The 26,677-nt window shown below is 59.1% G+C and carries 20 protein-coding genes; 12 read left to right on the plus strand and 8 right to left on the minus strand.

Annotated features, from left to right (window positions below):
- Nucleotides 1-139: 139 nt before the first annotated feature.
- Entirely contained in the window at nucleotides 140-865 is a 726-nt protein-coding gene (locus B3C38_RS02410) for a YebC/PmpR family DNA-binding transcriptional regulator (RefSeq protein WP_018696764.1), read from the plus strand.
- Between the two features lie 144 nt (nucleotides 866-1,009).
- Nucleotides 1,010-1,891 carry a PHP domain-containing protein gene (locus B3C38_RS02415; RefSeq protein ID WP_286724974.1) on the plus strand — a complete coding sequence of 294 codons (882 nt, stop codon included), beginning with the start codon at nucleotides 1,010-1,012 and terminating at the stop codon, nucleotides 1,889-1,891.
- Nucleotides 1,892-2,046: 155 nt separating this feature from the next.
- On the opposite strand, the gene B3C38_RS02420 is transcribed toward B3C38_RS02415, so the two are convergent.
- From B3C38_RS02420 to B3C38_RS02430, 3 genes are all read right to left on the minus strand, one after another.
- On the minus strand, nucleotides 2,047-2,700 hold the full coding sequence (locus tag B3C38_RS02420; protein ID WP_286724977.1) for a rubrerythrin family protein: 654 nt from the start codon (nucleotides 2,698-2,700) through the stop codon (nucleotides 2,047-2,049).
- Between the two features lie 154 nt (nucleotides 2,701-2,854).
- Nucleotides 2,855-4,186 (minus strand): glucose-6-phosphate isomerase, encoded by a 1,332-nt coding sequence (locus B3C38_RS02425; RefSeq protein WP_055203982.1) that lies wholly within the window; start codon nucleotides 4,184-4,186, stop codon nucleotides 2,855-2,857.
- Nucleotides 4,187-4,193: 7 nt separating this feature from the next.
- Entirely contained in the window at nucleotides 4,194-5,201 is a 1,008-nt protein-coding gene (locus tag B3C38_RS02430) for an NAD(P)H-dependent glycerol-3-phosphate dehydrogenase (protein WP_286725028.1), read from the minus strand.
- A gap of 184 nt (nucleotides 5,202-5,385) precedes the next feature.
- On the opposite strand from B3C38_RS02430, the gene B3C38_RS02435 reads away from it, so the two are divergent.
- The 7 genes from B3C38_RS02435 to B3C38_RS02465 all read left to right on the plus strand — a co-directional run bounded on the left by B3C38_RS02435 (nucleotide 5,386) and on the right by B3C38_RS02465 (nucleotide 14,982).
- On the plus strand, nucleotides 5,386-6,405 hold the full coding sequence (locus tag B3C38_RS02435; RefSeq protein ID WP_018696759.1) for a rod shape-determining protein: 1,020 nt from the start codon (nucleotides 5,386-5,388) through the stop codon (nucleotides 6,403-6,405).
- A gap of 94 nt (nucleotides 6,406-6,499) precedes the next feature.
- Entirely contained in the window at nucleotides 6,500-7,357 is an 858-nt protein-coding gene (gene mreC / locus B3C38_RS02440) for a rod shape-determining protein MreC (protein WP_022333701.1), read from the plus strand.
- Complete coding sequence (locus B3C38_RS02445) at nucleotides 7,358-7,876, plus strand: hypothetical protein (RefSeq protein ID WP_022333702.1); 519 nt, start codon at nucleotides 7,358-7,360, stop codon at nucleotides 7,874-7,876.
- A complete protein-coding gene (locus B3C38_RS02450; RefSeq protein ID WP_286725036.1) occupies nucleotides 7,873-9,699 on the plus strand; it encodes a peptidoglycan D,D-transpeptidase FtsI family protein in 1,827 nt (608 codons plus the stop codon). The genes B3C38_RS02445 and B3C38_RS02450 overlap by 4 nt, the downstream gene beginning before the upstream one ends.
- Nucleotides 9,689-11,134 carry a rod shape-determining protein RodA gene (gene rodA / locus B3C38_RS02455; RefSeq protein WP_022333704.1) on the plus strand — a complete coding sequence of 482 codons (1,446 nt, stop codon included), beginning with the start codon at nucleotides 9,689-9,691 and terminating at the stop codon, nucleotides 11,132-11,134. The genes B3C38_RS02450 and rodA overlap by 11 nt, the downstream gene beginning before the upstream one ends.
- Before the next feature lie 5 nt (nucleotides 11,135-11,139).
- Nucleotides 11,140-13,713, plus strand: coding sequence for a calcium-translocating P-type ATPase, PMCA-type (locus B3C38_RS02460; RefSeq protein ID WP_286725038.1), 2,574 nt, complete (start codon nucleotides 11,140-11,142; stop codon nucleotides 13,711-13,713).
- An 18-nt stretch (nucleotides 13,714-13,731) separates the two neighbouring features.
- Nucleotides 13,732-14,982 (plus strand): phosphatase PAP2 family protein, encoded by a 1,251-nt coding sequence (locus B3C38_RS02465; protein WP_117507975.1) that lies wholly within the window; start codon nucleotides 13,732-13,734, stop codon nucleotides 14,980-14,982.
- A 91-nt stretch (nucleotides 14,983-15,073) separates the two neighbouring features.
- Here B3C38_RS02465 and gdhA read toward each other — a convergent pair whose 3' ends face one another.
- The 3 genes from gdhA to B3C38_RS02480 form a co-directional block, all read right to left on the minus strand.
- Complete coding sequence (gene gdhA, locus B3C38_RS02470; protein ID WP_286725041.1) at nucleotides 15,074-16,411, minus strand: NADP-specific glutamate dehydrogenase; 1,338 nt, start codon at nucleotides 16,409-16,411, stop codon at nucleotides 15,074-15,076.
- Between the two features lie 94 nt (nucleotides 16,412-16,505).
- Entirely contained in the window at nucleotides 16,506-19,487 is a 2,982-nt protein-coding gene (locus tag B3C38_RS02475; protein WP_286725043.1) for a PEP/pyruvate-binding domain-containing protein, read from the minus strand.
- Between the two features lie 113 nt (nucleotides 19,488-19,600).
- Nucleotides 19,601-20,239, minus strand: a complete 639-nt coding sequence (locus B3C38_RS02480; RefSeq protein WP_286725047.1) for a class I SAM-dependent methyltransferase — start codon at nucleotides 20,237-20,239, stop codon at nucleotides 19,601-19,603.
- Nucleotides 20,240-20,418: 179 nt separating this feature from the next.
- Between B3C38_RS02480 and B3C38_RS02485 the strand changes: the two genes are divergently transcribed.
- From B3C38_RS02485 to B3C38_RS02495, 3 genes are all read left to right on the plus strand, one after another.
- Complete coding sequence (locus B3C38_RS02485) at nucleotides 20,419-21,624, plus strand: hypothetical protein (RefSeq protein WP_286725048.1); 1,206 nt, start codon at nucleotides 20,419-20,421, stop codon at nucleotides 21,622-21,624.
- A gap of 19 nt (nucleotides 21,625-21,643) precedes the next feature.
- Complete coding sequence (gene gcvT, locus B3C38_RS02490; protein WP_022333710.1) at nucleotides 21,644-22,744, plus strand: glycine cleavage system aminomethyltransferase GcvT; 1,101 nt, start codon at nucleotides 21,644-21,646, stop codon at nucleotides 22,742-22,744.
- Nucleotides 22,745-22,815: 71 nt separating this feature from the next.
- Nucleotides 22,816-23,787 carry a dihydroorotate dehydrogenase-like protein gene (locus B3C38_RS02495; protein ID WP_022333711.1) on the plus strand — a complete coding sequence of 324 codons (972 nt, stop codon included), beginning with the start codon at nucleotides 22,816-22,818 and terminating at the stop codon, nucleotides 23,785-23,787.
- 200 nt (nucleotides 23,788-23,987) lie between these two features.
- Here the strand turns inward: B3C38_RS02495 and B3C38_RS02500 are convergent, their stop codons facing one another.
- Both B3C38_RS02500 and B3C38_RS02505 read right to left on the minus strand, forming a co-directional pair.
- Nucleotides 23,988-24,617 (minus strand): HD domain-containing protein, encoded by a 630-nt coding sequence (locus B3C38_RS02500; RefSeq protein ID WP_022333712.1) that lies wholly within the window; start codon nucleotides 24,615-24,617, stop codon nucleotides 23,988-23,990.
- A gap of 128 nt (nucleotides 24,618-24,745) precedes the next feature.
- Nucleotides 24,746-26,659 (minus strand): SusE domain-containing protein, encoded by a 1,914-nt coding sequence (locus B3C38_RS02505; protein WP_022333713.1) that lies wholly within the window; start codon nucleotides 26,657-26,659, stop codon nucleotides 24,746-24,748.
- Nucleotides 26,660-26,677 lie beyond the last annotated feature (18 nt).

Here is a 26,677-nt window from a genome sequence, read left to right on the forward strand (position 1 = left end):
TTGTACGCTGCAAAATTACACAATTATCGTGAAATCCGCATACGCCCCGCGTATATATAAATTTTATCTATAATTCTTATTTTTTAATGCTTAATTTTATACCTTTGCACCACGAATAAAATAATAACGAAAAATTCATATGGGAAGAGCATTTGAGTATCGCAAGGCGCGTAAACTGAAGCGCTGGGGACACATGGCCCGCGTGTTTACCAAGATCGGTAAGGAAATCGAGATCGCCGTCAAGGCCGGGGGCCCCGATCCTTCGGGCAATACCCGCCTGCGTATCCTGATGCAGAACGCCAAGGCCGAGAACATGCCCAAGGAGAACGTCGAGCGTGCCATCAAGCGTGCCACCGAGAAGGACGCCGCCGATTACAAGGAGGTGATCTACGAAGGCTACGGCTCGCACGGCATCGCCTTCCTCGTGGAGACTGCGACCGACAATACCAACCGCACGGTGGCCAACGTCCGCATGTATTTCAACAAGTGCGGCGGTACGCTGGGCAACAGCGGCAGCGTGGCTTTCATGTTCGACCATAAATGCGTCTTCAAGTTCCATGCGGCCGAAGGTGCCGACATGGAGGAGCTGGAGCTCGAAATGATCGACCTGGGTGTCGACGAGTTCTATCCCGAGGAGGACGGTGTGACGGTATACGCTCCTTACGAATCCTTCGGGGCGATCCAGAAATGGCTCGACGACAAGGGCTACGAAATCGTGTCGGGCGAGTCGGTCTACCTGCCGACCGACACCAAGGAGCTCGATGCCGAAGGGCGCGAGTCGATCGAGAAACTCGTCGAGAAGCTCGAAGAGGACGACGACGTGACCAACGTATACCATAATATGAAAGAGGTGGACGAGGAGTAGCCGCCGTTTCATGCCCGATATCTTTTCGCCCCGGAAGCCTGTTTTTCCGGGGCGGATTTTTTTTCGCCGCCGCTTTATTTCCTACCTTTACGCACGGGGAGGCCATAAACGGGCTCCCGGAATGAGATGGAACACAGGATCGGTATGGATTTGCACATCCACTCCGCTTACAGCAGCGACGGCGAAATCCCTGTCGCGGGTATTGCGGAGCGGTGTGCGGCTTCGGGGACGGCGATATTCTCGCTGACGGATCACAATTGCGTGCGGGGGCTGGACGAAGCCGCCGGGGGCGCGTCGAAGGCAGGGCTGGGATTTGTGCCCGGCATCGAGGTCGATTGCAATTTCGAAGGCACCGACCTGCACCTGCTGGGATACGGCATCGACTGGCGTTCCCGGGATTTCGCGTCGTTAGAGGAGGACGTTGCGGCGAAGGTCACGGAGGCATTCGGGGAGACGGTGCACCGGCTCCGCAAGCTGGGGTTTGCGGTCGACGGCGCGGCGGTGCTTGCGGCTGCGGGCGGGAAGCTGCCCACGCTGGAACTGGTCGCCGAAGTGATGCTGTCGGATGCGGCGTACGACACGCCGTTGCTGGCTCCCTACCGCGAAGGCGGAGCGCGGGGCGATATGCCCTACATCAACTTTTACCTGGATTACGGGGCGCAGGGGCGGCCTGCGTTCGTGCCCGTCGATTTCATGGATTACCGGGATGCCGTCGCCCTGATCCGGGACAACGGCGGCGTACCTGTGGTGGCACATCCCGGGCTCAATTTCCGGGGCAGGGAACGTGTGGCCGAGAGATTGCTAGACTTCGGGGCCGAGGGGCTGGAGGTCTTCAACAACTATCACGACACAACGCAGATCGGCTATTTCGCCCCGCTGGTTCGGCGGCGCGGTGCGCTTATGACGTGCGGAAGCGATTTCCATGGCAAGACCAAGCCGTTGATCGGCATCGGGCAGTTCAGGTTCGACGACCGGTTCGAATCTTACCTCCGGGCATCCGCCGCCCGGCTTCTGGTGCTTCCGTAAAGTGGCGGCAGCCCCTCCCCGGTGTCATTTGCGGTTCCGGCCTCTGGTGCCATTCCCCCGGCTCCACTCCCCGATTCCGTCGGCTGCGGCCGGTCGGCGCGGCATGTCTGCCCCCCCCCATATGCAACTCGCTGCCGGCCGTATAAGTGCCTGTATCACTCTCCGATGCGGACGAACTCCCGGCCGTCGGTCTGGCATTGCGGACAGAACGGGTCGCAATATTCCGCTGCATAGATATTCCCGCAGACGGGGCATATTCGGTAGCCGGCTTCATGCCCGGTCTCGCCTGTGGCAATATACCTCGCCATCAATGCCCTATGGCGTACATCCCCCGCCTTTGACCAGATCAGCACCCGGGCCGCATAGCGGTTGCCTGCGGCGAGTGCCCGGTCGATCTCCCCGGCGTGCAGCGCGTCGGGCGGACGGCGTTCGTAGTCGATGCTCCGTTGCAGGTTTTGGTCGGTCGTGCCGCGGAAAACCGTGACCTTCTCCGGCGGGGTGTAGCGGCCGCCGAGCCGCACGATCGCATTGGCGCAGTTGTATTCCTGGAGGCGTGCCGAGAAGGCCATCGCCCGGAACAGATGTTCCGCGCCGGGCCGCTGTTCCGTCCGGGCGGTCTCTGCGAAATGGTCGTACTGCCTCGATTTGATGTGTTTGTGGCGGCAGCAGGCGTCCAGGTCGGCCAGCGTTTCCGTCCATTGCCGGCGATGCGGCGCCCGCTGCCCGCGCAGTGCCGCGAAGTATATCCAGACGAGGATGCCTGTCGATACCACGAACAGCAGCAGAGTCAATAACGGACGTACTTTCATAATTTTACGGTGGGGGTGATGCCCGTACCGGGCTGATTGCCCGGGTGCATTTTTTATGCCATACCGTTCCTGCGTGCCCTCCCGTCCGGTTTCCGGGGCAAAATAAAATGCGGAACCCCGTGCGAGGTTCCGCATTTCCATAATCCGGGGCTGTTTACAGCCGTGCTTTGATGGCTTTCGATGCCTCCTCGTAGCCCGGCTTGTCCAGCAGGGCGAACATGTTTTTCTTGTACGCCTCCACGCCGGGCTGGTCGAACGGGTTTACGCCGAGGATGTAACCGCTGATGCCGCAGGCCTTCTCGAAGAAGTAGAGCAGCGAACCGATGGCGTGTGCGTCGATTGCGGGGATTTCGATGCGGATGTTGGGCACCCCGCCGTCGACGTGTGCCAGCTGCACGCCCAGCTCGGCCATGCGGTTGACCTCCGAAATGCGTTTCCCTGCGAGGAAGTTGAGGCCGTCGAGGTTTTCGGCCTCGGCCTCGATAACCACCTCGTGGGCGGGTTTGGCAACCGAAATGATCGTTTCGAACAGCGTGCGTTCGCCGTCCTGAATGTACTGTCCCATCGAGTGCAGGTCGGCCGTCAGCGTGACGCTGGCCGGGAAGATACCCTTGCCCTGCTTGCCTTCGCTCTCGCCGTAGAGCTGTTTCCACCACTCGTTGATATATTGCAGCTTGGGCTCATAGGAGCCGAGGATTTCGACCTTCTTGCCGCCGTTGTAAAGTTCGTTGCGCACGGCTGCATAGACCGCCGCCGGGTTCTGTCCGAAAGGCGTGCCGTCGGCCGTCGCACGCTCCATCTCCTGCGCACCGCGCACCAGTGCCGCGATGTCGACGCCGGCGGCGGCCAGGGGCAGCAGGCCTACGGGCGTGAGCACCGAGAAGCGGCCGCCCACGTCGTCCGGGATGACGAACGTCGGATACCCCTCGTTGGTGGCGAGCGTTTTCAGAGCGCCGCGCGCCTTGTCGGTGATCGCCACGATCCGTTCCGCAGCCTCCTTTTTGCCGTAGCGCTTTTCGATCTCGGCCTTTATCAGGCGGAAGGCGATGGCCGGTTCGGTCGTCGTGCCCGATTTCGAAATCACGATGGTGGCGATCGAGTGCTCCTTTACGGCTTCGAGCAGTTCGTAGGTGTAGTCTTCCGAAATATTCTGGCCAGCGAATAGCACCACGGGAGCCGTCTGCTCCTTGTGCAGGAATCTGAACGGGTCGCTCATGGCTTCGAGTACGGCCTTGGCGCCCAGGTACGAACCCCCGATGCCGATGCAGATGATAACCTCGGCCTTTTCGCGGAGTTTCGCGGCTTGTTTTTCGATGGCTTCGATTTCTGCCGCCGAGATCGACGACGGGAGGTGTACCCAGCCCAGGAAGTCGTTGCCCGCGCCTTTGCCCGATTCGAGCAGGGCGTTGGCGGCCTGTGCTTTGGCCTGCATTTCGGCCGAGACCGCAATGCCGGTTTTGGAGATGTCTAATTTAATCGTTTCCATGTTATCGTCAGATTAATTTGGTTGTCAGTTCTTTCATGCACTTGCGGGCCGATGCGCCTTCGTAAAGGACTTTGTAGACCATGTCGGCGATCGGCATGTCGACCTTGTGGCGGGCGTTGATGTAGCGGATGCAGTCGGCCGCGAAGTAGCCTTCCGCCACCATCGTCATTTCGTTGAGGGCGCTTTTGACCGTGCATCCGTGGCCGATCAGAAGTCCCAGCCGCCGGTTGCGGCTGTATACCGAGTAGCAGGTCACCAGCAGGTCGCCCAGGTAGCCCGATACGAGCGTGTCGCGTTCCGCGGGGTAACTCTCCTCCAGGAAACGGCGCATCTCGCCCGCGCTGTTGGCGATCAGCACCGCCAGGAAGTTGTCTCCGTAGCCCAGTCCCACGGCGATGCCGACCGACAGGGCGTAGATGTTCTTCAGGATGGCGGCATATTCGATGCCGTAAAGGTCGGTGGAGTAGCTCAGGTGTATGTAGTCCGTGGCGAATTTTGCGCCTAACGACCGTGCGTTTCCGGGATCGGTGCAGACGACCGTCAGGTAGGAAAGCTTTCCGCGCGAAACCTCCTCGGCGTGCGACGGGCCCGTGAATATGCCTATCTGTTTGTAGGACAGCCCGTAATGGTCGTGGATATACTCGACGATGGTCTTGTAGTCGCCCGGGACGATGCCCTTGATGGCCGAAACGACGAACTTGTCCTTGAGCGAAACGGTCAGCGGTTCGAGGAAGGTCTTGAGGTAGGCCGAGGGGGTGGCCAGGATGAGGATGTCGGCTTCGCGGACGATCCCGTCCAGGTCGTCGGAGGGGGCGATGCGGTCGCGGTCGAACTCCATGTCGCTCAGGTACCGGGGGTTGCGGCCTTCGGTGAGCAGCCCTTCGAGCACTTCGGGATTGCGGACATACCAGCCTACGCGGGTTTCGTTGGCCGTGAGCAGTCCCACGATGGCCGTTGCCCAGCTGCCGTAGCCTATCACGGCGCAGCGGGTCTCATTTCCGATTTTATATTCCATGTGCGGATCGATTGTTTCGCAGGACAAATGTAATCAAAAAAAATAATAAAAAAATGTAAAAATATCCCTCGCTTTTTGCTACCTTTGTCCGGATATGTAACCTTTTCGCGCCGGTTCGGGCGGGGAGGGGTTTATGGAGTTGATTATAAAATGATTAGGAAAAATAATAGTTGGGTGTGACATTATGGGACTTTTTTCACTGACACAGGAGCTGGCCATAGACCTCGGAACGGCCAACACGCTGATAATCTATAACGGCAAGGTCGTTGTCGACGAACCGTCGATCGTGGCCCTCGACGTGCATACGGGCAAGGTGGTCGCCATCGGCCACCAGGCGCGCCAGATGCACGAAAAGACCAACCCGAACATCAAGACGATCCGGCCGCTGAAGGACGGCGTGATCGCCGATTTCAATGCCACGGAGCTGATGCTGCGCGGCATGATCAAGAAAGTCAAGACCTCGGGCAGCCTTTTCGCCCCCTCGCTGCGGATGGTGATCTGCATCCCGTCGGGATCGACCAACGTCGAGATACGTGCCGTGCGCGATTCGGCCGAGCACGCCGGAGGCCGCGAAGTCTACATGATCTACGAACCGATGGCCGCGGCGCTGGGTGCGGGCCTCGACGTCGAGGCGCCCGAAGGCAACATGGTCATCGACATCGGCGGCGGTACGTCGGAGATCGCCTGCATCTCGCTGGGCGGCATCGTCTGCTCCGAGTCGATCAATACGGCCGGCGACGTCTTTACCAACGACATCCAGAGCTATGTCCGCCAGCAGCATAATATCCGTATCGGCGAACGCACGGCCGAAGCCATCAAGTGTTCGATCGGTGCCGCTGTCTCCGACCTGGAGGAGGAACCCGAGGATTTCGTGGTCACGGGGCCCAACATGCTGACGGCCTTGCCGCAGACTGTTTCGCTCAGTTACAGCGAGATCGCCTATGCGCTCGAGAAGTCGCTCACCAAGATCGACGCGGCGCTGATGAAGGTGCTCGAATCGATGCCCCCCGAGCTGTATGCCGACATTGTGAAGAACGGTATCTACCTGGCCGGCGGCGGCGCCCTGATCAAGGGGCTCGACCGGCGCCTGGGCGAAAAGACGGGCATTCCGTTCCACGTCGCGGAAGACCCGCTGCGCGCCATTGCGCGCGGTACGGGCATCGCACTGAAGAATATCAACCGCTTCTCATTCTTGATGAAATAGTTGCGGCCTGTCCCCGCTTTGCCGGGACGGGAGTGTGTAGTCACATAAACGGATTGCGGGCCCAGTGTCCGCAATCTCAAATTAACGAGAAACCTTGCGCAAGCTCTTAGAGTTTATCCGAAGCGTCTATGTCGTGGTGCTGTTCGTGGTGCTCGAGGCAATAGCCATCAGCTATTACGCCCACTCGACCTACTACACCCAGGCACGGTTGCTGGCACGTTCCAACCAACTGGTCGGGGGCGTCCACGGGCTGTTCGCGGGTGTCCGGCACTATTTTTCGCTCGGGCGCGAGAACCGTGAGCTGCTGGCGCATGTCGCCCGGATGAAGGAACAACTGGCAATGTACGAAGAGGCCGAGACCGCGGCCCGGCTCGACGGCTACATGCAGGATATCGGGGTTTCGAAATACCGCATCATGACCGCTTCGGTAACGTCCAATACGGTCAACCGGGCACAGAACCTGATCGTGCTCAACCGCGGCCGCCGCGACGGGGTCGCCGAAGAGATGGCCGTGCTGTCGTCCGACGGGGCCATGGCGGGGTATGTCGTCGACTGCACGGAGCGCTATGCCGTGGCGATGTCGGTGCTCAACACCTCGTTCCGGGCCAGCGGCAAGCTCGCCGGCTCCGATTATTTCGGCTCGATCTACTGGGACGGGGGCGACCAGCATACGGTGGTGCTGGACGAGTTGTCCAAGTATGCCGACCCGCAACCCGGGCAGGAGGTCGTGACGACCGGGTTTTCGCAGTATTTCCCGGCCGACGTGCTGATCGGCTGGGTCGAGAGTGCCCATCTGAACGAGACCCGTACGGCTTACAGGGTGCACGTGCGGCTGGCGGCCGAGATGACGCGCCTGACGGACGTGATCCTCGTCGAGAACCGCGACCTCACGGAGGTGCGCGAATTGCAAAACAGTGAGAAAGTAGAACAACATACCCGACAGAACAGATAGATGCACAAGACGCTCCCATATCTCGCACTCTTTGCCGTTGTGGTGCTCTTGCAGGTTTTCCTTTTCGACAACCTGTCCATCAGCATTTACCTCAATCCGCTTGTCTACGTGGCTTTCATCGCCCTGCTGCCGCTCGACACGCCGCCTGTCGTGCTGCTGTTGTCGGGGCTGGCCACGGGTGTTACGATGGACTTGGCCATGGGGGCTGCCGGTGTGAACACCATCGCCACGCTGCTCATCGCCTTTGCCCGCCCGACGCTGCTCGGGCTGCTGTACTCCCGTGACGATATTCGGGAGGGAGGCATCCCCAGTACCGGACGGCTCGGGAACCGGGTCTTCCTGAATTACCTGATCGTGCTGGTGCTGGTGCACCATGCCGTATTTTTCTCGCTGGAAGCACTTTCGTGGGCGCATATCGTGCGCACGATCGTGCGTACCGTGGCGAGCGGTGCCGTGTCGGTGGCCTTCATCTGGGTCATCGCCCGCATCTTCACCGCCAAACTCCCCGTCCGCATATGAAAAGTTCCGAGGGCTTCGTGCGGATGCGTACCTTGCAGGGGGTGGTGCTTTTCATCTTCCTGCTGATCGCCGGCCGCCTGGCCTATATCCAGCTTGTCGATTCGAAATACAATGAACTGGCCAAGGCCAATGTGCTGCGCCATGTGGTGCAGTACCCGCCGCGCGGCGAGGTGTTCGACCGTAACGGCGAATACCTGGTTCAGAGCCGCGAGTGCTACGACCTGATGGTGATTTACAGCGAGATCGACAAGCATGGGTTCGATACGCTGCGCATGTGCGACGTGCTGGGGCTTTCGCGCGGGAAACTCGAAAAAGAGCTGGCCAATGCCCGGATGCGCCCCCGTGCGCCCCGCGTCGTGACCAACTACATTTCGAAAGAGGACAAACTCCGTTTCGACGAGTGCAATTTCCGCGGTTTCTATACGGTTTACCGCACCGTCCGCCGTTATCCGCGTAAAATCGGCGGTAACCTGCTGGGGTATGTGAGCGAGGTGAATGCCGATTACCTCAAGCGGAATCCCGAATATAAGATCGGCGATTATGTGGGCATGGGCGGCGTGGAGTCGGCCTACGAACCGTTGCTGAGGGGAACGAAGGGGGTGAAGATCCAGGAGATCGACACCCACGGGGCCATCAAGGGCTCCTACATGAACGGCGTTTACGATTCGCTGCCCGAGCCCGGCAAATATATCGTCAGCACCATCGACGCCCGCCTGCAACTGCTGGGCGAAGAACTCATGCGCGGCAAGGTCGGGGCGGCCGTGGCGATCGAACCTTCCACGGGGGAGATCCTGATGATGGTTTCCTCGCCGACGTACGATCCCGACGAGCTGGTGGGGCGCGAGCGCGGCAACAATTACATGAAGATGCTGGGCAACAAACGCCAGCCGTTGTATAACCGTGCCGTGAGGGCCAAATACCCGCCGGGTTCGACCTTCAAGCTGGTGCAGGGCCTGATCGGTTTGCAGGAAGGGGTACTCCGGCCGTCGGATCTGCATGTCTGCCACGAGGGCTACCAGGCGGGGCGACGGCGTATGAAGTGCCATTCGCACGCTTCGCCGCTCGACCTGCGTTTTGCCGTGGCGACTTCTTGCAATGCCTATTTCTGCTATGTCTTCCGCGATATCCTGGACAATCCCAAATACGGGAACGTCAAGGAAGGGTACGATGCCTGGAAAGAGTATGTCGAGAGCTTCGGTTTCGGCCGCAAGCTGGGTTCCGACTTCCTCGACGAGCGCGACGGGTATGTCCCCGACCGGGGCTGGTACGACCGCCAGTACCGCGGGTCGTGGAATTCGCTGACGGTCATTTCGCTCGCCATCGGGCAGGATGCGCTGGGCTGCACGCCGTTGCAGCTGGCCAACCTCGCGGCCATCGTCGCCAACCGCGGTTATTACTACATCCCGCATATCGTCAAGAAGGTCGAGGGGCGGGATTCGCTTGACCGCCGTTTCTACGAGCGCCATTATACGAAAGTCGACCCCAGGCATTTCGAGCCGATCGTCGAGGGCATGTGGCGGGGCGTCAACGTCGGCGGCACGTCGATGCTGGCCCGGCTCGAAGGGCTCGATGTCTGCGGTAAGACCGGTACGGCCGAGAACCCCCGCGGGCGCGACCACTCGACCTTCCTGTCGTTCGCACCGAAGGACAACCCGAAGATCGCCATTTCGGTCTATGTCGAGAACGGCGGGTTCGGCGCCTCGGCGGCGCTGCCCATCGCCAGCCTGCTGGAAGAGTATTACCTGACGGATACGATCCGCCGCCCGGTATTGCTGGATTATGTCAGGAACATGACCATAAATTACCCCGCGTATGACCGCTAACCGCCATAACAGTATCTTCTACGGTGTCGACCTCTGGACAGTCCTGCTCTATGTCCTGATCGTGATGGCGGGGTGGGTGTCGATCACTTCGGCCTCGTACGACGAGGGTACGGCCGATGTCTTCTCCTTTTCGCACTTCTACATGAAACAGCTGATGTGGATCGGCGTGGCATGGACTACGGCGGTCGTCGTGCTGTTGCTCGACGACCGGTTTTACCATATGTTCGCTTACCCGGCCTATTTCGCGGGCCTTGCGCTGTTGGTCGGTGCGTTGCTGTTCGGCCGGGAGGTCAACGGAGCCAAGGCGTGGTTCGAGTTCGGGTCGTTCCGCATGCAGCCGGTCGAGTTCGTGAAGATCGCTACGGCATTGGCGCTCGCCCGCGTGATGAGCGCCTATTCGTTCTCGATCAACCGGCCGGGCGACCTGTTCAAGGTCGGGATGGTGATCTGCGTCCCGCTGTTTATCATCATCCTGCAGAACGATACCGGTTCGGGCATCGTGCTCGGGTCGTTCCTCTTCGTGCTCTACCGCGAAGGGCTCAACAAGTGGCTCTGCATCCCGGCGCTGCTGATCGCCGCGCTGTTCATCTTCTCGTTCCTGCTTTCGCCCATGACGATGCTCGTGTCGATCATTCTGGTCTGCACCCTTTCGCAGGCGATGATGAACGGCCACTGGCGCCAATGCCTCGTTTACCTTGCCGCACTGGCCCTGGGGAGCATCCTGCTCTGCATGGCGATGGGGCTTGTCGCGCCGGGCTTCATGGATCTGCATGCCTGCCTCTTGACCGTGACGCTGCTGTCGCTGGTCTGGGTGGTGGTTTATGCCTACCGCACCAACCTGAACAATATCTTCATTACGGTCGGGCTGTTCCTTTGCACGGTGGTTTTCCTGCCTACGACCAACTATATTTTCAATTCGATCCTCAAACCCCACCAGCAAGACCGTATCCTGAGCTTCCTGGGCATCATCAGCGACCCGCTGGGGACGGACTACAACGTCAACCAGTCGAAGATCGCCATCGGCTCCGGCGGCTTTCTGGGAAAGGGCTTTCTGCAGGGTACGCAGATCAAGTACGGGTTCGTGCCCGAGCGGCATACCGACTTCATCTTCTGTACCGTGGGCGAAGAGTGGGGCTTTGTGGGGACGATGGTCGTGCTGGCGCTGCTGTGCCTGCTGATCCTGCGCCTGATGCGCATGGGCGAGCGGCAGCAGGAACCTTTCGGCCGCATTTACTGCTATTGCGTGGCGGCCATCCTGCTGTTCCATGTGCTGGTGAACGTGGGGATGACCATCGGGCTGATGCCCGTCATGGGGATCCCGCTGCCGTTCATGAGCTATGGCGGCTCGTCGCTCATTGCCTTTACAATACTGTTGTTCATTGCCGTACGGCTCGATGCGTCGACGCGGCAATTCTCCCTGAATAATAAATTCTGACACACATGATCCGTTACAATCCCCGGGGTTTGTCTCCGAACGAGGTCGCCGAGAGCAGACGGCAGCACGGCGACAATGTCATTACGCCGCCGAAGGACGATTCGGTATGTAAACTGCTGGCCGATAAGTTCCGCGACCCGATCATCCGCATCCTTCTGCTGGCTGCGGTGCTCTCGCTCGCCATCGGTTTCGTGCATAAGGATTTCACCGAGTCCATCGGTATTATCTGTGCGATTATTTTAGCCACTTGCGTCGGTTTCTGGTTCGAGTGGGATGCCATGCGGCGTTTCCGGCGGCTGAACCAGGTCAACGACGATATTCCGGTCAAGGTGATGCGCGACGGTGCGATGCACGAAGTCCCGCGCCGCGACGTCGTGGTCGGGGACGTGGTCTACATCGAGAGCGGCGAGACGGTGCCTGTCGACGGCGAGTTGGTCGAGGCCGTGTCGCTGAGGATCAACGAATCCACGCTCACGGGCGAACTGGAAGTTGACAAAACGGTGGACGAGGCGCATTTCGACCCCGATGCCACCTATCCGTCGAACGTCGTGCTGCGCGGCACTACGGTCGCCGACGGTTACGGCGTGATGGTCTCGACGGCCGTGGGCGATGCGACCGAAGCCGGGCGCGTTACCGAACAGGCGACCGTCCAGAGCGAAGAGCAGACGCCGCTCAACCGCCAGCTGACACGCCTTTCGAAACTGATCGGCCGTGCAGGCATCGTGCTTTCCATCGCTATTTTCTGCGTCATGCTCGGCAAGGCGATCTTCATCAACGGGTTGCTCGAAGGCGACTGGCTCGCCATCTCGCAGCACGTGCTGCACATCTTCATGGTTTCGGTGGCGATCATCGTGATGGCCGTTCCCGAAGGGTTGCCCATGAGCATTACGCTGTCGCTGGCCATGTCCATGCGGCGGATGCTCAAGACCAATAACCTCGTGCGGCGCATGCATGCCTGCGAAACGATGGGGGCGGTGACGGTGATTTGTACCGACAAGACCGGTACGCTGACTCAGAACCGGATGCACGTGCAGGAGTTGGTGCGCTACGACGCGCTGCCGATGCACGATTTCGCCGAGATCGTAGCCGCCAATTCGACGGCCTTCCTCGATGTTTCGGGTGCCGTGATCGGCAATCCGACCGAAGGGGCGCTGCTCGAATGGCTGCACGCGCAGGGCGAGGACTACGAACCTCTGCGTGCGGGCGCGAAGATCGTCGACCGGCTGACCTTCTCCACCGAGCGCAAGTATATGGCGACGATTATCCAGAGCGGTATTTCGGGCCGCCGGATCGTTTGCGTGAAGGGTGCGCCCGAAATCGTGCGTGCGATGTGTGCGCCGGACGGGAAAGACGAGCAGGTGGCGGAACAGCTGCTCGGGTTCCAGGGGCGGGCGATGCGTACGCTGGCCGTGGCATGGGCTGAGACGGCCGAGGACGATTGTCAGCGGGCTGTCGCCGCGGCGCAGCTTCATTTTGCGGGCGTCGCAGCGATTTCCGACCCCGTGCGCGAGGATGTCCCCGAAGCCGTCGGGCGTTGCCTGAAGGCGGGGATCGACGTCAAGATCGTCACGGGCGACACCCCGGCTACGGCGCGTGAGATCGCCCGCCAGATCGGCCTGTGGAACGACGCCCGGGATACCGACCGCAACCACATGACCGGTACGGAATTCGCCGCGATGAGCGACGAGGAGCTGCTCGGCCGCGTACAGGAACTGAAGATCATGTCGCGTGCCCGGCCGCTCGACAAACAGCGGCTCGTGCGCCTGTTGCAACAGTGCGGCGAGGTGGTGGCCGTCACGGGCGACGGTACGAACGACGCCCCGGCGCTGAATTTCGCCAATGTCGGGCTTTCGATGGGTTCCGGGACGTCGGTGGCCAAGGATGCCAGCGATATCACGCTGCTCGACGACTCGTTCGCTTCGATCGCCACGGCTGTGATGTGGGGACGCTCGCTATACCGCAATATCCAGCGTTTCGTACTGTTCCAGCTCACGATCAACTTCGCGGCGATCCTGATCTGCTTCGTCGGTGCCGTGTTCGGTACGGACATGCCGCTTACGGTGGTGCAAATCCTGTGGGTGAACATCATCATGGATACCTTCGCCGCGATGGCCATGGCCTCGCTGCCGCCGAACCCCGAGGTGATGCTCGAAAAACCCCGTCCGCGCAATGAATTCATCATTACGCGCGCCATGGCGCGCACGCTTTTCACGTGCGGCATTATCATGGTCGCGGTATTGCTGGGCATGCTGTTCTGGTGGACGATCACGACCGGCGGGCTGACCGTGCGCCAGCTGACGGTCTTCTTCTCGACGTTCGTATTCCTGCAATTCTGGAATATGTTCAACGCCAAGGGTTTCGAAACACGCCATTCGGTCTTTTCCTGCCTGCGCGGGTGCCGTGAATTCTTCCTGATCCTGTTGGCCATCGCCGTGGGGCAGGTACTCATCGTCGAATTCGGCGGCGAGGTTTTCCGAACCGAACCGCTGGCATGGCGGGAGTGGGCAGTCATCATCGGCAGTACGTCGCTGATTGCAATCGGCGGCGAGATCGTCCGGGCCATAGGCCGCAAGCGTTGACCCACCCCGATCCCACATATGAAGAAATTCTTTTGTTGCTGCTTGCTGGCGGTGGTTGCGTCTGTCACCGTATCGGCACAAATCACAGACAGCCTCGGGAAGGTTTGTCTTGTCCCGGCTGCCGATGAGGGCGGTTTCGCCCGTTATATCGACCGGCGCACCTCCACGAAGGGCTACCGCATGACCTTCATTGCGGCTCCGCTGATCGTGGGCGGTGCCGTGATGTCGGTTTACGACACCGATTTCCGGCGACTGCGCAACGGCTACGTAAAGTCGTTCCACCACGATTACGACGACTACCTGCAATATGCACCCGCTGCCGTGATGCTCGGCTTGAAGGCTTTCGGCGTCAAGGGGCGCAGCTCCTGGGGCCGCATGCTCGTCTCGGATGCGTTCTCGGTGGGGCTGATGGCCGCAGCGGTCAATTCGCTGAAATATTCGTTCCGTGTGATGCGTCCCGACGGCTCTACCCGCAATTCGTTTCCCTCGGGGCATACGGCCACGGTTTTCATGACGGCGACGATGCTCCACAAGGAGTACGGGCACCGCAGCCCGTGGTACAGCATCGGGGCCTATACCGTGGCGACGGTCACCGGCGTTACGCGCCAGCTCAATAACCGCCACTGGATGAGCGACGTGATGGTCGGCGCCGGTATCGGTATCCTCGCCACGGAGTTTGGCTATTTCCTCGCAGACCTGATATTCAAGGACAAAGGGCTGCATGTCGGCGAGACCCAACTCGTGTACGACCGCTTCCGCCGGCCTTCGTTCCTCAGTTTTACGGTCGGTGTGACCACTTCGCCCGGCTCCTATTTGCCGTACCCGGGGATGAGGACTTCGTTCAAGGCCGGGCCTACGGTCGGGGCGCAGGGGGCATGGTTCGCCTCGCCCTATGTCGGCGTGGGCGGGCGTTTTGCCGTGACGAACCTCGAGATGACCGTCAATGGTGTGCCGCAGGACGATAATCTGGAGAGCGGCTCGGCGGCTGCCGGCCTTTACCTGTCCTATCCGCTTTCCGTCCGGTGGCTGGTCGGGTCGAAACTGCTCGGCGGGTACGGATACTATAAATCGTGTAACACGGATTTGCAGAAATTGGGTGATCGTGGCGGCTTTGTGCTCGCGACCGGCATCTCTTCCACCTACCTTGCCTCCCGGAATTTCGGGATCCGCTTCTCGACCGACTACGACATGGCGCCGCCTTTTGCGAAGGATTCCCGCCAGCGGTTGCATATGCTGACGTTTTCACTGGCTGCATGTGCCGTATTTTAGGAGGGAGTCCCCGGTTTCAGGATCCCGTCCCCGAATAAAAAGCGGGCCCCTCTTTCCGGGAGCCCGCTTCTCTGTGTATTACGGTCGGTTTTTACAGGACACCCTGTTCGACCATCGACTTGGCAACCTTCATGAAGCCGGCGATATTGGCGCCCTTCATATAGTTGATGTAACCGTCCTTCTCGGTGCCGTATTCGAGGCATGCGTGGTGGATCGACGACATGATCTGGTGCAGCTTGGCATCGACCTCCTCGGCCGTCCAGTTGAGTTTCTGGGCGTTCTGCGTCATTTCCAGACCCGACGTGGCGACGCCGCCGGCGTTCACGGCCTTGCCCGGGCCATAGGGAATCTTCGCCGCGATGAATGCGTCGATAGCCTCGGGACGGCAGCCCATGTTCGAAACTTCTGCCACGACCTTCACGCCGTTGGCCAGCAGTTTGCGGGCATCCTCGCCGTCGAGCTCGTTCTGCGTGGCGCACGGCATGGCGATGTCGACCTTGACCTCCCACGGTTTCTTGCCCGCGAAGAACTGCGAACCGGGGAATTTCTTGGCATAGGGTTCCACGACGTCGTTGTTCGATGCGCGGAGGTGGAGCATATAGGCGATCTTTTCGGCGTCGAGGCCTGCGGGGTCGTAGATGTAGCCGTCGGGGCCCGAAATTGTCACCACCTTGGCGCCCAGCTCCGTAGCCTTCGTCGCAGCGCCCCATGCCACGTTGCCGAAGCCCGAGATGGCGATGGTCTGGCCCTTGATGTCCATGCCGGCTTTTTCGAGCATCTGGCGCAGGAAATAAACAGCACCGAACCCCGTGGCCTCGGGACGGATCAGCGAACCGCCGTAGGTCATGCCCTTGCCGGTCAGTACGCCCGTGTTCTCGCGTGCCAGTTTACGGTACATGCCGTAGAGGTATCCGATTTCGCGGCCGCCCACGCCGATGTCGCCCGCCGGGACGTCGGTCTCGGGGCCGATATGGCGCCACAGCTCGACCATGAAGGCCTGGCAGAAACGCATTACCTCACGGTCGGATTTGCCCTTGGGGTTGAAATCCGAGCCGCCTTTGGCACCGCCCATGGGCAGCGTCGTCAGCGCATTCTTGAAAATCTGCTCGAAACCGAGGAATTTCAGGATCGAGGGATTCACCGAGGGATGGAAACGCAGGCCGCCCTTGTAGGGGCCGATTGCGTTGTTGAACTGGATGCGGTACCCGAGGTTGACCTGGACATCGCCCTTGTCATCGACCCAGACCACCTTGAAGGTGAAGATACGGTCAGGCTCCACGATGCGTTCTGCAATGCGGTTGGCCTCGAATTCCGGATGCTGGTTGTAAGCCTCCTCTACCGTCATGAGAACTTCGCGCACGGCTTGCAGGTATTCGCTTTCGCCGGGGTGCTTGCGCTCAAGTTCCGCCATCAATTTGTTTACGTCCATATTGCCTGAAGTTTTAAAAGGTTGTTTCTTTATTACAAATATAATATTATTTCTTATAAATTGTAACTTCGGGACGAATTTTTCCGCGGAATTATTATTTATCGCCCTCTTCCTTGACGATACCCTTGTTCGAGCGCCCGTCGATGCAGACCCACAGGGGTTTTTCGAAGCGCACCTGCCGCAGGAACGTCCCTTCGTAGACCGCGCGGCGGCCGTCGAGTTCCCCTTCGCGGAAAATACCGTCGCCGCGGAAGGGATTGATCGTCAGGTAACCCACGCCCAGCGAGGTGACGTTCTGGAAAAAATGCGTGCCCTGCGACGGTTCGACCTCGAACTTCTCGATGCCGCATTCGACGATCACCTTCGCTTCCGAGATGTGGTTCCATTTCACGGGGACGCCCAGAAACGGGTCGGAAGAGCCCCAGCGGCCGGGGCCGACGAGGATGTAGGAGCGTTTTTCATCCTGCATACGGTTGTTGAATTCGAGCAGCTCTTCGGCGATCTTTTCGGTCGAGAGCGAGTCGAACGTGTCGCCCTTGATGTAGATGATGTCCGCGATGTCGCCCATCATGCCGATCCCGAGCGCGTTCTGGCCGTATACCAGCGCGTCGGAAACGTCCACCTTGCTCCAGTCGATCGGGCGGTTGTCCTGGTTGTCGATGATCGGGCGGATCTGGAGCAGGTTGAATATCTGTTGTTCTCCGGCCTGTACGTCCATATTGACGGCGAATTCGACCTCTACGGGGCAGCGCATCTCCTCGGCCCCCAGCCTCAGGATATCGCCGATGATGTCCGCGAGCGGGAAGGTGTTGTATTTTAGTATGTTGTTGAATGTGATTACTTTGCGTCCCCGGTCGAACGGGCTGTCCGAGATGCGTTCGTTCTCCCGATCCCATACCGAGCAGACGAACCGTGCGTTGCGCAGGCCGGCGATCTGTGCGATGTCCAGCCTGTGCAGGTTCACCGCGTCGTCGATCGACGTGCGGAACTCTTCGGGCTTGAGGCTCAGCGCCAGCACTTCGTTCTGCGTGTCGCGCAGCGCCAGTTCGGGGGTCGAGGTCTGGAGTACCTTCTGCGGGTAGCGGGGCGAGAAGCGCAGCGTACGGTCGCCGTCGACGACCAGTTTGCCCAGCCCCATGGCGATGTTGCAGACGCCGTCGGCCGGGGCCTCGTCGCCGATGGGGTAGTAGTTGATCGACCGGGCCACGCCCGAGAAGGTCGGGAAGAAGAGGCCGTCCTGCTCGGTGCCGCATACCTCCTGGATGATGACGGCCATTTTTTCCTCCGAGATCAGGTTTTGCGACGAGGAGAGGTAAGCCCTCGACGTGGCGAAATAGACCGAGGCGTAGACGCTCTTGACAGCCTTGAGCAGCAGTCGGAGCATCTGATCCCCGTTGTCCACGTAGGGGATCATGTAGGTGGAATAGATGCCTGCGAAGGGCTGGTAGTGCGAATCTTCCAACTTCGACGACGAACGTACGGCCAGCGGCGTGCGGACGGTCTGGATGTAGGCCTTCAGCTCCTGCTGCAACTTGGCCGGAACCGTCGAACTGACGAATTCCGAGAGTATCTCCTCGTCCGAGAACTCCTGCGAAATGATGTATTTGAGGCCGTTGAGGCGGATGAAGTCGTCGAAATAGTCCGTGGCGATGACCACCGAGCGGGGAATCATGATGCGCACGTTGGCGTGCTTGTCGTAGAGCCGGTGCTTGAGGATCATCGAATTCATGAAGGCCAGCCCGCGGGCCTTGCCGCCGAGCGAGCCCTCGCCGATGCGTGCGAAGGCCACCGCGTCGCTGTAAGTTTCCGGGTCGAAACGCGCTACTACGCCCTGGCCGAGCAGCGTGCGGTAATCCTTGATGAGGTTGACGATGCGCTGGCGATGTTCCTGGGTCGAAGCGAACTGGCTCTTGTTGCCCCGGCGGATCGCCGCCGCCAGCGGGAACAGCCCCCGGGAATAGAGCCATTTCGAAAGGTGGTTTTGCGACGTGTGATATTCGAATGCCTTGTCGGGGATCGTGGCGATCATCTCCTGCATCTGCACCAGGTCTTTGGCCTTGCCGATGACGGCACCCGTGTCGGGGTCTTTGAAGAGGAATTCGCCGAAGGCGAACTCCTTGTCGATATATTCGTGCAACTGCGTGAGCAGCGTTTTGGAATTCTTGGCGATGAACCCCGCTCCGAGCTGGCGGGCCTGTACCTCGAACTCGGTCTGCGACGATTGCAGCAGGACGGGCATCAGCGGGTTGTCGGCCTTGATGCGGCGGCAGAGGTCGATGCCCGCGTCGCGTTTCTCGCTCTCGGGCGGGTCGTTGCGGTGCAACACGAACCCAACGTCGGAGATCACGCCCAGGATGTTCTTCTTGTAACGGTCGTAGAGTTCCACGGCCTCCTCGTAATTGGTGGCCAGCAGGATTTTCGGCCGGGCACGCTTGCGCAGAATCTGCTGTTGCTCGTTGAAGGCGTCCTTGAGGAATTCGGTGTTCTGCAGCAGGATCAGCTTGTAGAGCTCGGGCAGGTAGGTCGAGTAGAAACGTATCGAGTCCTCGACGAGCAGGATGGCCTGCACGCCGCCGTCGGTGATGTCCTCCTCGGCGTTCATTTTATCCTCGACCAGCTTGATGATGGCCATGATCAGGTCGGTATTGCCGTGCCAGCCGAAGATGTAGTCGAGCCCCGAGCGATCCTGCTCCTCCAAACGGCGGTAGATGTCCTTCGAGAAGGAGGTGAGCAGCGCGACCGGGATCTGGGCGTGGCGTTCCTTGACGATCTTGGCAAACGAGAATACGTCCAGCTCCCCGACGTTGTACATCGTCAGGATGAAGTCGAACGAGTCGTCGCGGCCGAGCAGCTCCAACGCTTCGCGTGTGGAGCTCACGCGCGTGAACGACGGCGGGTTCGACATGTTCAGGTCGAGGTATTCCTGGTTGATCTGCGATTCGATGTGTCCGTCCTCCTCGAGGATATACCCGTCGTAGCTGCAGCAGACCAGCAGGATCTTGTGGATTCGGTATTTCATGAACCGGTACTGGGCCTTGTTCCCGTCCGGCAGGTATTCTTCGAGATTCTTGTTCATCGCGACTTCGTTTATTTCAACAAAAATAGGAAAAAATCGCCAACTGGGAAAAAGAAACTTTCCGCCGGCAGGTATTGCCGGCGGACGAGGGGTGTTGCCGGGGGCGTCCGGGTTCAGACCCTGGCGCTGAAAACCATGTGGCGCCAGAGGTAGGGTATGCGTCCGGCGCCCGTGAAGGCCAGGTGATGGTATCCCGCCTCCCTGAGCAGGATGGCGAGTGTCCGGCGCGACCAGAACTTGATGTGGCCGCCTTCCCACAGGGCGCTCAGGTGGTGATCCATTTTGTTGGCCAAGGCGATGGTGAGGTTCTTCAGGTAGCCGTGGTAGGGCGTGGTGACGATGAACTGGCCTCCGCCGCTGGCTTCGAGGATGCTGCGGATGAACAATACGAATGCCCGCGGTTGGTAGAGGTGTTCGATGACTTCCATCGAAATCACTGTTTTGAAGGGAATGCCGCGCAGTTCGGGCGGGAGTTTGCCCGAGGTTACATCACAGACGAAAAACCGGTTCGAATTTCCCCCTCCCTTCATCCTGTTGGCGATCGCTATGCCTTGTTCGGATGCGTCGATGCCGTAGACGCAATAGCCTTTCCCAGCCAGGTAATTGGCGAAGTAACCGTTTCCGCAGCCTACATCCAGAATCGGCGAACCGTCCGTGGGCAGTAACCGCTCGATGTATTTGCCGAGCAGTTTGTGGTAGAACATCGGCTGGGCGTCGCGCCATCCGAATTCATTGTAGCTGGATGTCGTCATGGTGTAGTGGGATTTGAAGACGCAATAACAAACAAATGTAGGCATATTTTTCATCGCGCGCAAGCGGAACGGGGTTTATTTACAGGGGCTTTCTTTTGCCTGTCAGCGACTTTCCGGCAGGGCCTGCGCGATTTTCGTTTTTTATTTCTATCTTTGTTCTGATAAAAAAACGATTCGCAATGAATACGGACAAATATATCCTTCAGGAAGTCACAACCTCCGCACAGGAGCGTGAATGGCTCGATTTACCCAAGAAGATTTACAAGGGCAACCGCAACTGGGTCTGCCCGCTGGATCAGGACATAACCGAGGTCTTCGATCCGGCACAAAACGAACTTTTCGCCGACGGTGAAGCCGTCCGCTGGGTGGTGCGCAACAAGGCCGGCGAGGTCGTGGGGCGTATCGCGGCGTTTTACAACCGCGAAAAGGCGGCCATCGAGGAACAGCCCACGGGCGGCTGCGGCTTCTTCGAGGCGATCGACGACCAGCAGGTCGCCGACATGATGTTCGATGCTTCGCGCATGTGGCTCGCCAGCCGCGGCATGGAGGCGATGGACGGGCCGATCAACTTCGGGCAGCGGCGCGACTGGTGGGGACTGCTGGTCGAAGGCTACGAATTCCAGCCGCTCTACAAGAATCCCTATAACCCGCCTTATTATAAGGAGCTGTTCGAGAATTACGGCTTCAAAAACTATTTCAACCAGCACAGCTTTATCTGGCGTGCCAATGTCTCGGAGGCCAGCGAACGGATTTTCGACCGCGCCGAAAGGCTCCTCTCTACGCCGGGGTATCATGTCGAGAATATCGACATGAACAACCTGGAGGACGCCGCCGAGAATTTCCGGCTGGTTTACAACAAGGCGTGGGCGCTCTTTTCGGGTGTCAGACCCATGGCGCAGGAGGAAGCGATGCAGATGATGAAGGCTATGAAGCCGATTATCGACCCCGACATCATCTTTTTCGCCTATTTCAACGACGAACCGATCGGGTTCTTCATCACCGTGCCCGACCTGAACCGCATCATCGGGAAGTTCAACGGCAAATTCGGGCTGATCCAGAAGCTCCGCCTGATGTGGGAGCTGAAAGTCCGTAAATCCTGCGACCGTATCTTCGGCATCATCTTCGGCATCGCCCCCGAATTCCACGGCAAGGGTGTGGAGTCGGCCATCATGGCGCGTTACTGGCACTTCATGATGGAGACGCAGAGCCGCTACAAGACACTCGAGCTGGCCTGGATCGGCGATTTCAACCCCGTAATGAACCGTATGATCGAGACTTATGTCTGCGCTACGCGCCATAAGATACACACCACCTACCGTTACCTCTTCGACCGGACGAAGGAGTTCCACCGCTGTCCGCGCCTGGGGGTGAAACGCCGCGAGTAAAACCTAAAACCGTACCTATATGAAAACCACAGCATTTACCAAGTACCACATTGCCGCGGGGGCCAAGATGGCCGAATTCGCGGGATATAATATGCCGATCGAGTTCACGGGGATCAACGACGAGCACATGGCCGTACGCAACGGCGCCGGTGTCTTCGACGTGAGCCACATGGGCGAAATCTGGGTCAAGGGCCCCAAGGCGCTCGACCTGCTGCAACGCATCACTACCAACGACGTGTCGAAACTCTTCGACGGCAAGGTGCAGTATTCGTGTATGCCCAACGGGCACGGCGGCATCGTGGACGACATCCTCGTCTACCGTGTCGATGCCGAAACCTATATGCTCTGTGTCAACGCCGCCAATATCGAAAAGGACTGGAAGCACATCTGCGAGCAGGGCCGGGCGTTCGGCATGGAGGCCGGCCACGGCAAGGAGCTTTACAACGCTTCGGACGAAATCTGCCAGCTGGCCGTACAGGGGCCCCTGGCGATGAAGGTCGTGCAGAAAATGTGCGCGGAGCCGGTCGAGGATATGGAATACTATACCTTTAAAAAGATGAAGGTCGCCGGCTGTGATGCCATCCTTTCGATTACGGGTTATACCGGATCGGGCGGCTGCGAGATCTATGCGGCCAACGAGGACGGCGACAAACTCTGGAAGGCGCTCTGGGAGGCCGGCGGGGAGTACGGGCTGAAGAACATCGGCCTCGGGGCCCGCGATACGCTGCGCCTGGAAAAAGGCTTCTGCCTCTACGGCAACGACATCGACGACACCACATCGCCCATCGAAGGCGGCCTGGGCTGGATTACCAAATTCGCCGAAGGAAAGGATTTTATCGACCGGGCGCTGATGGAAAAACAAAAGGCCGAGGGGGTTACGCGCAAGCTTGTCGGGTTCCGGATGATCGACCGCGGAATCCCGCGTCACGGTTACACGATCGCTGCGGCCGGTGGCGGGGAGATCGGCCATGTTACGTCGGGTACGATGTCGCCCTGCCTGAAGGTTGGCTTCGGCCTGGGCTACGTGAAGCCCGAATACGCCAAGCCGGGCACGGAAATCGCCGTCGTTATCCGCGAGAAGCCCCTGCGTGCCGAGGTGGTGAAGATCCCGTTCGTTTAACCTGCCCGGCCGGATTGCACTCCGGCCTGCCCGGTTCGGGAATGTTTTGAAAATTAATGTAATTCTGTGATATGAAAGCAAAATACCTCGGACTCGACCTTTCGAGTCCCGTCGTGGTCAGCAGTTCGCCCTATACGGCGACTGTGGCCAATATCGGACAATGCGTAGCGAACGGCGCGGGCGCTGTCGTCCTGAAATCCATCTTCGAGGAGCAGATCATCCGTCATGCCGCCGCGCTGGACTATCCGTCGCAGGGCATGGGCGATTCGGGTGAATACCTCGAACGTTACCTCGGCGATGCGTATAAGGGTGAGTTTCTCAAACTCGTCTCCGATGCCCGTACGACAGGGGTACCCGTCATCGCCAGCATCAACTGCATCGCGGCGGATGACGGATGGACGGACTACGCCGTGGCCATGGAGGCTGCGGGGGCCGCAGCCCTGGAACTGAACATCTTCCTGCAACCGACCGACCGCCACCGTACGGCGCAGGAGTTGGAGCAGGACTACGCCGATGTCGTGCGCCGCGTGGCGGCTGCCGTGAAGATCCCGGTGTCGGTGAAACTGCCGATGCGCCTGACCAATGTGCTTGCCGTCGCCGATTCTCTGCTGGCGCGCGGGGCGCGGGGTGTGGTGTTGTTCAACCGCTTCTTCGAACCCGATATCGACGTGGAGCGCATGGCGTTCGTCAACGGCAACCCGTTCAGCGAACCTGCGGAATTGCGCAATGTCCTGCGCAGCGTGGCGCTTTGCTCTACGGCCCTGCCGCAGCTCGATGTCGCCGTATCGACGGGCGTGCACGACGGCGAGGCTGCCGTCAAGGCATTGTTGTGCGGTGCCAATGCGGTGCAGGTCTGCTCGGCGATCCACGAGAAGGGCTTCGGGGTCATTGCCGACATCAACCGGTTCATCGACCAGTGGGCCGAGCGCCACGGTTTCGAGTCGCTGGGCGAGTTCCGCGGCAGGATGGATTACGGCAACGCCGAAAGCGACGTGTACCAGCGCGTGCAGTATATGAAATATTTTCCGCACGATGCCGAATAACCTTTGCGGGCAGCCGCATGTAAAATATTCCCCGGAGATCTGCTGAGGTCTTCGGGGAATATTGCGTTTGAAGGGATCCGCCGGTATGGGTCTCTTCCTTTCTCTCTTCGTTTTGCCTTGCTGTGTGCCGTTACAGGTGGGGTTTCGTACCCGATGCCTGCTGTTTCCGGAATCGTAATACGGTATTCCGTCCCCGGGGATCAGCTCCGGTATATCTCTTCGTAAATCCGCCCGAAGGCTTCGCGCAGCCGTGCCGTGTCGCGAATCAGCGCACGCAGTTCCGCCAGTTTGCGGGCGTTGTCCGATTCGGGTATCCAGAGCCGCAGGTAACCGCCTTCGGCATATTTCCGTTGCAGGTGTTCCACGCAACGGTCGGACTGCCCCTCGCGGCTGAGCGCAGGGTAGTGTGCCAGCCCGTATTGTATCGTGCGGCGGATTACGGTTTCGGGATCGATGCAGCGGTCAGCCTCGGCTACGATCCGTCCGTAAATCGTGCGCGGGGCGTGGTCGGACGAGGCCCGGTGGTCTTCGATGGCGTCGCGCATCACGGCCATCTGTTCCTCTGTGAACCGCTGCCGCATGAAGGTGTCGGCGAGGAGTATTTCGGCCGAGCGGATATGGTGCGACTCCCGTCCGTATGCCAGCCCCGTGTCGTGGTAGGCTGCGATCGCGTAGACCATGTCGGCATCCACCTCGTAATGCCCGGCAAGCACGAGGCTCTGCGCAATGACCGTGCGCACATGGTCGGTGCGGTGTGCCGCATCGAACGCCCCGTAGCGGGGAATGATCTCGGCCTCGATGTAGGCCTTCAGTTCTTCGGATGGTTTCATAGGTGCAAAAGTAATATATTTATCCGGATAGCTCGTTTGACCGGGGATACTGTAAAAAGAAACGGCCGACTGTTTCTGTCGACCGTTTCTTTTCTGTATAAGGATGCTATCCTTATCGGTTTGTGCTGTTATTTGAACGAGCGCGTGTGCTTGTAGTCTGCAGCGTACGTATTGTTCATGTAGATATGGAACGTCGCCTTTTTGCCTACGCCTTCCGAGTCGTTCAGCGTTTTCCATGAATCATCCCATTCTTCCAACTTCGAGTGGTCGAAGCGGTAGATATTGTAGAAATTCGGATAATTTCCGGGGTTGCTGTTCTGGGGCTCCCGGCAGTCGTCGCTGTAATACGCCCAACGCTCCTTGAAGCCGTCGACATAGGTGCAGATGAAATAGTAGCGGGTGTCCTTTCTTCCGTCTTCATGCGAAACGACCCATGCATAATCGGAAATACTCCATTCGCCCTGCCCCTGATAGGTCATCTCTGCCGTATCGGGTACATCATGTCCGAACCAGGGCTTGTTCCAGAGTTCCACTTTCTCGATTTCGCGCATCTTGTAGGTCATGGTGTTGAAATCCAGGGCGACCCAGTAGATACCGGCTTTCGAAACGGTGTTCGTTGCCGGGTTTTCAGCGATGGCGAAGGTCATGTTGCTTGCGTCGAGCTTGTAGTAGCGGCCTTTGTCGTCGGTAATGCTGAAATCACCCGAAGACAATTGCGTGAAGCATTCGAAAATGCTCGCTTCACGGCCGACATTCAGATCGTCACTTCCCTTCGCAACCAAAACAGGCAGGGCTTTGTTCAGGGCGATGGCTTCCTGGTTCTCGGTGGCGGAACCCTGCATGTTGACTGCGAGGGGTACTCCGAGCGAACGCTCCAGCAGGAAGAGGTCGTCATCCGTATTGTTCATATGAACCCAGAACGAAACTTTCTTTCCGTAGCCTTCCCTTTCCTTTTCATTCACTTTCCAAGTGTTATCCCACTGGTTGTTGAATGTATGGCGGAAAATGTTGTAGAACAGCGGATTCTTTTCAGCCTCGGACTTCTCCGAGTCATGGCAGTCGTCTTCGAAATGTCCCCAGAACTCGGACGAGCCGTCGGCATAGGTACAGATGAACTTGTGGCGGGAGTCCGTGTTACCGCCCTCTTTGACGTTCCATGCGTAGTCCATAATGCCCCATACGCCGTTGCCTTCGTACGTGAGTTCGGCCTTGTTGCCCGGGTTGGAAATGAAGAGCTCGACCTTCGAGATTTCCTTGAACTTATAGGTCATGTTGGAGAAGTTCACGTAGAGCCAGTAAATGCCGTCGTGTTCGACAGTTACGGCAGTCGTCGCTTCGTTGTCCTTGACGAGTTCCAGTCTGTTCTTCTCGGCCAGTCTGAAATGGCGGTTGAGGTCGTCGGTGATAACCAGTTCGCCGGCAGTCAGTTTCGTAAAGATTTCGTAAGCCCCGGCCTCGCGCTGATCCGTGTACTTGCCTTTCGCCGTGTGGATGACGCTGGCAGCGAACAGGGTGAGCTCCTTCTGTTCCTCGGTGATTCCTCCGGAAATCTTGATCTCCGAAGGCATCGGGTCTACGGAATTGATACGGGTGAGAGATACCGTGCGTACGCCGGCTTCGCTGCCGTAAATCTCCGAGTTGAGGCCGCACCAGGCGCGTACCGTCCATTTGACGGTGGCGGTTTCGCCCAGGTCTGCACCTGCGAGTGTGGCGACCGTATTTAAAGTAGAACTTGCGACCTTGGCCGAGGGTTCGTAACCGTTGTTGTCGCTGGTGAGGACATAAAGCGGCTGGCTGAAGTCCCCGTCTACTTTGTCGAACAGCAGTTCGTAGGTGATATAGCCGTTCTTGCTCGCTTTGGAAACCGCCCATTCGAAGTGGGTGGTGTTGCCGGTCTCCAGCATGATCGTCGCATTATTGCGCGGCAGGTAAAGCTGATCCGCGGGGGTGATATTGCCCGAAGGCGTCGTATCGTCGTCGCTGCAGGCGGCCAGGCCACATGCCATGGCTCCGGCGACCAGCATCATGATAATCTTCTTCATAAATCGGTTGGTTTTGAC

Source organism: Alistipes sp. UBA1686, assembly GCF_002320215.1.
Classification (GTDB): domain Bacteria; phylum Bacteroidota; class Bacteroidia; order Bacteroidales; family Rikenellaceae; genus Alistipes; species Alistipes onderdonkii.